Annotated in this window: 6 protein-coding genes; 5 read left to right on the top strand and 1 reads right to left on the bottom strand. The window is 54.6% G+C overall.

The genetic code is table 11. The features are described 5' to 3' along the window. Nucleotides 1-653: 653 nt before the first annotated feature. Entirely contained in the window at nucleotides 654-1514 is an 861-nt protein-coding gene (locus tag ACTQ3V_RS04745) for a helix-turn-helix domain-containing protein (RefSeq protein WP_441466499.1), read from the bottom strand. A 184-nt stretch (nucleotides 1515-1698) separates the two neighbouring features. Here ACTQ3V_RS04745 and uxaC point away from each other — a divergent pair, with 184 nt between their 5' ends. From uxaC to ACTQ3V_RS04720, 5 genes are read left to right on the top strand one after another with little or no spacing between them, the layout of a single operon-like run. After that, nucleotides 1699-3105, top strand: coding sequence for a glucuronate isomerase (gene uxaC / locus ACTQ3V_RS04740; protein WP_441466498.1), 1407 nt, complete (start codon nucleotides 1699-1701; stop codon nucleotides 3103-3105). A 20-nt stretch (nucleotides 3106-3125) separates the two neighbouring features. Further along, entirely contained in the window at nucleotides 3126-4175 is a 1050-nt protein-coding gene (gene uxuA, locus ACTQ3V_RS04735) for a mannonate dehydratase (RefSeq protein ID WP_441466497.1), read from the top strand. A gap of 60 nt (nucleotides 4176-4235) precedes the next feature. Beyond that, on the top strand, nucleotides 4236-5264 hold the full coding sequence (locus tag ACTQ3V_RS04730; protein WP_441466496.1) for a TRAP transporter substrate-binding protein: 1029 nt from the start codon (nucleotides 4236-4238) through the stop codon (nucleotides 5262-5264). A gap of 15 nt (nucleotides 5265-5279) precedes the next feature. Then, complete coding sequence (locus ACTQ3V_RS04725; RefSeq protein WP_441466495.1) at nucleotides 5280-5774, top strand: TRAP transporter small permease; 495 nt, start codon at nucleotides 5280-5282, stop codon at nucleotides 5772-5774. Between the two features lie 3 nt (nucleotides 5775-5777). After that, nucleotides 5778-7079, top strand: a complete 1302-nt coding sequence (locus ACTQ3V_RS04720; RefSeq protein ID WP_441466494.1) for a TRAP transporter large permease — start codon at nucleotides 5778-5780, stop codon at nucleotides 7077-7079. Nucleotides 7080-7113: the final 34 nt, after the last annotated feature.

The raw sequence follows: 7113 nt of genomic DNA, 5'->3' as shown, positions 1-7113 counted from the left end.
GGATCGCCGCTTAAAGCGGTCTTGAAATTGTATAGATAGGTGTTCCCCAGGGCCATCTAGACTGGCCCCGCCCCCGCACCCCCCACCACCCCCCCCCCCCCCCCCCCCCCCCCCCCCCCCCCCCCCCCGGTTCTGCTTGTTGATTTGCCTTTAGGGAATTAATCTGGATATGAGTAAGGTAAAAAGTGCCCTTGAATATCACCGATTCTGCGGAAAGCTGAACCATCTACTTTGTTGCGCTTTAGCTAAACTATGTAGCAACGATGGGCATTTTTTGCAAAGGTTTGCAAGGAGTCTACATTTTGTGGTGATATCTTCACGGAACGATCTCCTTCCGTGGTACTCTGCCGCCAGATAAACAGAAAAACAGCCGATACTGCTGTCCAACGGACGCAATATCGGCTGTTTTATGGAGCCATAATAACAAAAAGAACAGCTTCGTCAATGTGGCATAAACCAGTCTTTTCTGGAAAATATTCTGCTTTTGGATGATGAGCCGCTTGGCGCGGACACGACAAACTCCGGTTGGCTGTAGATGCTCGCATAGCCGACAATTTTATGCCGGATGTCCGGGGCCATGCTGCAAAACGCGGGTCACATGCACGCTTCGGATGCTGCTTGGTTTACAAGCAGATTGTTCTATGCTGGGATTCTTATTGCAGACGCTTGATATAGTCGCTCGGATTATGTCCGAACTCTCGCTTAAAGGCCTTGAGGAAGTTGGAATAATCGTTAAAACCGCAGCGCAGGCAGGCATCGGTGACTGGTACGCCGGTGCGCAGCATATTGCGTGCAACGGTCAGACGTTTTTTTATAATGAATTGATAGAGCGTCAAGCCGGTATATTGCTTAAATTGATTGCTCAGATAATATTTGCTGATATAAAAGACGCTCGCAAGGTGGTCAAGCGACAGGTTTTCGGTCAGATTGTCGTTGATATAAGCCACAATCTGATTGATTTTTTCGTTTTCCGTAATATCATGCCGGATGGAGTCCGGTGTGTCGAAATACGCGCGGTTGAGGTAGACCAGAAATTCCAGCAGGCAGGCATACAGCAAGGTCCGGCTGCCAAAATGACGCTCGGCCTTGATCTGCGCCATATAGGCGCCGTGCTGCTTGAGACGGGCAAGCAAATGGCTGTCCGGTCGGATCAGCTGGTATTTCTTGCGGGCTGTGTCGTTAAAGCAGGCGGAAAGGTCATCGCCCCAGTCCTGAAAGCGCGCGAAAAAATCATCCTCCATCCAAATCACATAACGCTCATACGGCTTGCCGGGCGTGATGACCGGACGGTGAATATCACGGCTGCTGGTCAGCAGAATGTCACCCGGACGCAGCTGATAGGTGCGTCCTTCGATGATATAATTGACGTTTCCAGAGAGGAAAAAGAAGATTTCGTAAAACGGATGCTCGTTAAATTCCACATTCGGTGGAATGTGGTCAAGGTAGTGATGAAACTCAAAATCTTTTTCTTCCATGAACTGCCGCAGCGTAAATTCTTCTTTGTGTACATTCAATAAGATCAACCTCGCAATATTATGCACATTTTTATTATATAGCAACTTTTACTACATTTCAAGCATGAAACACCAAGATATAGCGCAATATTTACTGTAGACTAAAGCCAGATACAGGAAACGAAAAAAGTGGAATGTATTTTCGTCCATTTTGCTTATCTGAATCAGCAAAGGAGAAAGGAATATGAAAACATTTATTGGCGACGACTTTTTGCTGAACAGCGAAGCGGCGCGCATTCTCTATCACGAGCATGCAGAAAAAATGCCGATTTTCGATTATCACTGCCATCTCAATCCGCAGGAGATTTACGAGGATGTCCGCTTTGACGATTTGGCCCATGCGTGGCTGGGCGGCGACCACTATAAATGGCGTGTGATGCGCGCCAACGCAGTTCCTGAGCGCTGCATCACCGGCGACGCGCCCGGTCGTGAAAAGTTTGACTGTTATGCCGAGGTGATGCCTCGCCTGATTGGCAATCCGATTTATCACTGGTCGCATTTGGAGCTTGTCCGCTTTTTCGGGATCGACGATTTGCTTGACCCGACCACGGCGGACGCGATTTGGGAGAAGGCTAACGCTAAACTGCAAAGCCCGGCCGGCTCTTCTCGTTCGCTCATTCAGGAGAGCAATGTGCGTGCGCTCTGCACCACGGATGACCCGATTGACGATTTGCAGTGGCACAAAAAGCTGGCTGCGGATACGGGCTTTGCGGTCAAGGTGCTGCCGACCTTCCGACCGGAAAAGGCGCTCAACATCGTCGACCCCGGCTATCCGGTGTATTTGCAGAAGCTGGGCGCGGCGGCCAATATTCTGATCCGCACGATTGACGACGTCAAGCAGGCGCTGGCGCAGCGCGTGGAATATTTCGCGCAGGTCGGCTGCCGACTGTCCGACCACTCCTTCGGCTCGCCGGACTTTACGGTTTGGGACGAAAGCGCGGCGGAAGAGGCCATGCGCAAGGCGCTGGCGGGTGAGTCGCTGCTGGATTACGAGGTTGCAGCCTACCAGTCGCTGATGATGGACTTTCTTGGCGAGCAGTACGCGGACCGCGGCTGGGCAATGCAGCTGCATATGGGCGCGATTCGCAACCTGAATACCAAGCTGTACCGCGCACTCGGCGCGGATGTGGGCGGCGACGCCATCGGCGACCCGATTGCTGCCGCTTCGCTGGCAGCGCTGCTGGACCGCTTGGCGGTGCGGGACAAGCTGCCCAAGACCGTACTCTATACGCTCAACGCGGCGGATAACGACAAACTGATTGCCGCAGCGGGCTGCTTCCAGGATGCAACGGCTGCCGGAAAGATTCAGTTTGGCTCGGCATGGTGGTTTAACGACCACTATGACGGCATGATTGCGCAGATGAAGAGCTTGGCCAACATCGGTGTGCTCAGCCGATTTATCGGTATGCTGACCGACTCCCGTTCGTTCCTGTCCTACCCCCGTCACGAATATTTTCGTCGGATTCTGTGCAATCTGGTGGGCAGTTGGGTTGCAGACGGCATGGCGCCCGCCGATTATAATCTGCTCGGCGGCATGATTGAGGATATTTGTTTCCGCAATGTGGAAACGTTCATTGGCTTAAATCAGTAATTTTTTCAGGAGGAATCAATATGAAGCTATCGTTCCGTTGGTATGGAGAATCCGATCCGGTTTCGCTGGAGTACATCCGGCAGATCCCGGGCATGCGCTCGATTGTTTCGGCGGTATATGACGTAAAGCCCGGCGAAGTGTGGCCGGAGGAGAGCCTTGCCAAGATGAAGGCCCAGTGTGAAGAAAACGGCCTGATTTTTGACGTGGTGGAATCCATCCCGGTATCCGAGGATATCAAGCTCGGCACGGACAAGCGCGACGCACATATCGATGTGTACTGCGAGAACATCCGCCGCTGCGCGAAATACGGCGTCAAGTGCGTGACCTATAATTTCATGCCGGTCTTTGACTGGACGCGTACCCAGTTGGATAAAAAGGCGCCGGACGGCTCGACCAGTCTGGTCATGTACTGGGAGCAGATGAAGGGCCTCGATCCGCTGACGGACGACATCAACCTGCCGGGCTGGGATGCCAGCTACACGCAGAATGAGGTGCGCGACCTGATTCGTGCATATGGCGAGCTGGGCGAGGAAGGTCTGTGGAAGAATATTGAAATCTTTCTCAAGAAGGTCATTCCGGTGGCCGAGGAGTGCGGCGTTGTGATGGCGCTGCATCCGGACGATCCCCCGTATCCGATTTTCGGTCTGCCGCGCGTCATCACCTGCGAGAAGAACCTCGACCGTTACCTGTCCATTGTCGATTCGCCGGCCAATGCGCTGTGCCTGTGCACCGGCTCGCTGGGCTGCGCAAAGTTCAATGACATCCCGGCGATGGTACGCAAGTATTCTGCCATGAACCGTATCGGCTTTATGCACATGCGCAACGTCAAAATCATGGAGGACGGCTCGTTTGAGGAGCGCGCGCATCTGTCCGGCTGCGGCAGTCTGGATATGTATGAGATTGTCAAGGCACTCGTCGAGACCGGGTTTGACGGCTATGTCCGTCCCGACCACGGCCGCATGATCTGGGGTGAGACCGGCAAGCCGGGCTACGGCCTGTATGACCGCGCGCTGGGCGCGACATACCTCAACGGCCTGTTTGAGGCCTGTGAAAAGGCGCTGTCCAAGTAAGCGGACAGCGGAGAGAAAGTGAAAGCGTAAAAGAGAATGGACAGGAGGAACGTCTGCACGATGAAAACCTTCAAAAAAGTGCTGGCGCTCGCGCTGGCAACGGTGATGTCAGCGGCGGTACTGACCGGCTGCGGTCAGGGCTCGGATGGGAGAACGATCATCCGAATCGGGCATAACCAGTCGACCAATCACCCCACCCATATTGCACTGGCAGCATTTGAAGAATTTATTGAAAGCAAGCTCGGCGACAAGTATGACGTTGAGGTGTTCCCGAGCGAGCTGCTCGGTTCGCAGAACGAGATGGTGCAGCTGACACAGACCGGCGCCATCAATTTCTGCGTAGCATCCAACTCGCTGCTGGAAACCTTCAGCACGAATTACACCTTGTTTAACCTGCCGTATCTGTTCGCCAGCGCCGAGGCATATCACGCCTCAATGGATGATGAATCCATCACCGGCCCGATTTTTGCGTCCACCAAGGAGGCGGGCTTTGAGGCAGTCACATGGCTGGATGCCGGTACCCGCAACTTCTATACGGTCAGCACCCCGATTGAGACACCCGCCGACCTCAAGGGTCTCAAGATTCGCGTGCAGCAGTCGCCGACCAACGTGCAGATGATGAGTCTGCTGGGCGGCTCGGCCACGCCGATGGGCTTCGGCGACGTATATACCGCGCTGCAGAGCAAGATTATCGACGGTGCGGAAAATAATGAGCTGGCCCTGACCGATAACGGACATGGCGACGTGTGCAAATATTACTCCTACGACATGCACCAGATGATTCCGGACATCTTAATCGGCAACATCGCCTTCCTCGACGCTTTGAGCGAGGAGGAGCGCGCGATTTTTGAAGAGGGCTTCCAGCTGGTCAATCAGGTGCAGCGGACCGAGTGGACGGACGCAGTCGCGGCAGCGAAGGACCGCGCGGCCAACGAGCAGGGCGTACAGTTCCTGTACCCCGACACCAAGCCGTTCCAAGAGGCTTGCGCACCAATGCACGAGGACATGCTCGCGCAGTATCCGAATCTTGCGCCGATTTACGACGCGATTCAGGTGTACAACGAGCAGTATCCGTCGACCGAATCCTGAGGAGGTGCGTAACAAATGAAAACACTCAGAAACGCTCTGACCAAGCTGCTCAATGTGCTGGCCGGCGTGAGCTTTATCGCCATGGTCGTACTGACCTGCTGGCAGGTATTCACGCGTTACGTTCTGAAAAACCCGTCCTCCTGGTCGGAGGAGCTGGTTTCCTACCTGTTTGCATGGGCAAGTCTGCTGGGCGCGTCGCTGGTCACCGGTGAGCGCGGACACATGAACATCCCGATTCTGGTAGAGAAGATGAAGCCTGCGATGCAGAAAGCGCTGGGCATTTTCGGTGAGCTGATTGCCTTTGCGTTTTCCCTGATTATTCTGGTGTACGGCGGCGTGCAGATTTCGCAGCTTGCGATGGGCCAGATGACCTCTTCGCTGGGCGTTGCGGTCGGCGTATTCTATGTCGTCATGCCGCTGTGCGGTGTGCTGAACATGATTTATACCGTCCTGAATATCGCGGATATCTGCAAGGGTACCGGCTTGGACGCAAAGAAGGAGGGGGCGTAACATATGGCAATGCAGTCTTTGCTAATTATCATCGGCGTGCTGGCCGTTTTGCTGGTCATCGGTGTGCCGATCTCGTATTCGATTGGCATTTCCTCGCTGATTGCGATTTTGCAGACGGTTTCACTGGATGTCTCGGTCATAACCGGCGCGCAGCGTATCTTTGTGGGCATGAGCAAGTTCAGCCTGACCGCCATCCCGTTCTTTATCCTTGCGGGTAACCTGATGAATCAGGGCGGTATCGCCAAGCGGCTGGTCGATTTTGTTATGGCGATTCTGGGCAAGCTGCCCGGCGCGCTGCTGGTGACCAACATCGGCGCAAACGCGCTGTTCGGCGCGATTTCCGGTTCGGCTTCCGCCGCGGCCGCCGCGGTCGGCAGCATGGTGGAAAAGGGCGAAGAAGAGCAGGGCTATGATAAGGCGCTCTGTGCGGCAACCAACGGCGCATCCGCCCCGTCCGGTCTGCTGATCCCGCCCTCCAACGCGCTGATTACCTACTCGCTCGCAGCGGGCGGTACGTCGGTTGCGGCGCTGTTCATGGCCGGCTATATTCCCGGCATCATCTGGGCGCTGTGCTGTATGGCGGTGGCGATTATCATTGCCAAGAAAAAGGGTTACAAGGGCATGCCCGGCAAATTTGATTGGAAAAACCTCGGCGTGTGCACCTTGAAGGCGATTCCGTCCCTGTCCCTGATTGTGGTTGTCATCGGCGGCATCATCGGCGGCATCTTCACCGCCACCGAAGGGTCGGCCATCGCGGTGGTCTACGCGCTGATTCTGGGCATTTGCTATCGGAATATTACGCTCAAGTCCTTCTGGAACATTGTCGTGGAAAGCGCCAAGATGAGCGGCATGGTCGTGTTCCTGATTGGCGTGTCCAACATACTCGGCTGGGTGATGGCGTTCACGCAGATTCCGCAGGCGATTTCCGAGGCGCTGCTCGGTCTGACCCAGAATCCTATCATTATTTTGCTGATTATGAACGTTATCCTGCTGATTGCGGGTACGTTTATGGACGTTACCCCCGCGATTCTCATTTTCACACCCCTGTTCCTGCCTGTCGTTAAGACGTTCGGCATGGACCCCGTGCAGTTCGGCCTGATTCTGGTGTACAACCTGTGCATCGGTAACATCACCCCGCCGGTCGGCAATACGCTGTTTGTTGCCATCAAGGTCGGGCGATCAAGCCTATCCAAGGTCATGCCGTATATGCTCTGGTATTATGTGGCGATTTTGTTAGGCCTGCTGCTGGTCACCTATGTGCCGGTAGTCAGCCTTGGGTTGCCGATGGCAGCCGGACTGATTTAAATTGATATGCTGCGGCTATCCTGCGTCACGGGCA

It is taken from the genome of Candidatus Agathobaculum pullicola (assembly GCF_052117205.1).
GTDB classification, from domain to species: domain Bacteria; phylum Bacillota; class Clostridia; order Oscillospirales; family Butyricicoccaceae; genus Agathobaculum; species Agathobaculum pullicola.
The sequence above is the reverse complement of the archived record's forward strand: the minus strand, read 5'-3'. Positions and strand labels throughout refer to the sequence as shown.